The 621-nt window shown below is 67.0% G+C and carries 1 protein-coding gene; it reads right to left on the bottom strand.

Features of this window, described 5'->3' with window-relative positions:
• Positions 1 to 357: transposase (locus tag TN53_RS41720; RefSeq protein ID WP_324609657.1), on the bottom strand; the 357-nt coding region annotated here is incomplete at its 3' end.
• Positions 358 to 621 lie beyond the last annotated feature (264 nt).

Genomic DNA, 621 nt, shown 5'->3' with positions numbered 1-621 from the left:
GTGCAGCGAGGCGTGGGCGGAGGCGGGCGGCGCCCCGCCCCACAGCGCGTCCTTGAGGGGGTCGACCGGGACGGTACCGCCGGCCTCGAGAAGCCGCGCGGCCAGCACCGTCCGCACCTGGTCGACATCGATCCGGCCGTGGTTCAGGCCTCCGTACATCGCTCCGTGCCCACGCCGATGCTCGGGCAGCAGCGTCAGGTTCACCGGGGACTTCACGGCACCGTCCGCACACAGCACCGCATCCGTCAGCTCGAACAACTCGTCGCCCCGAGCGGTCAGACACTCGTAGAACTCACCCCGGAAGCGTGACGCTTCCGCGAACGCATCCCTCCGCACAGCATCAGGCAGCCGACTCACCCTCACGGCCTTCGTCTCGGTCACGTGCACCTTGGCCGGAGCACAGGATCAGACGAAGGCCGCCCTCACGTCCGGCAAACCCTCAGGTGAGCGACTCAGTACGAGACACCGTTCGAGGCCGGAAGAAAAAGAACAAGTCAGCAGCTGATACCCACTGGAAAGACCACTTCTACCTGGTGGTCGACTCACCGTTCACGCCGGGAACGGACCCACGGTGAAGGCACGGGTCGCACGGCTCGACACCAAGAGGCGGGCGAGCTTGCG

It is taken from the genome of Streptomyces sp. WM6386 (assembly GCF_000972385.1).
GTDB lineage: Bacteria > Actinomycetota > Actinomycetes > Streptomycetales > Streptomycetaceae > Streptomyces.
The sequence above is the reverse complement of the archived record's forward strand: the minus strand, read 5'-3'. Positions and strand labels throughout refer to the sequence as shown.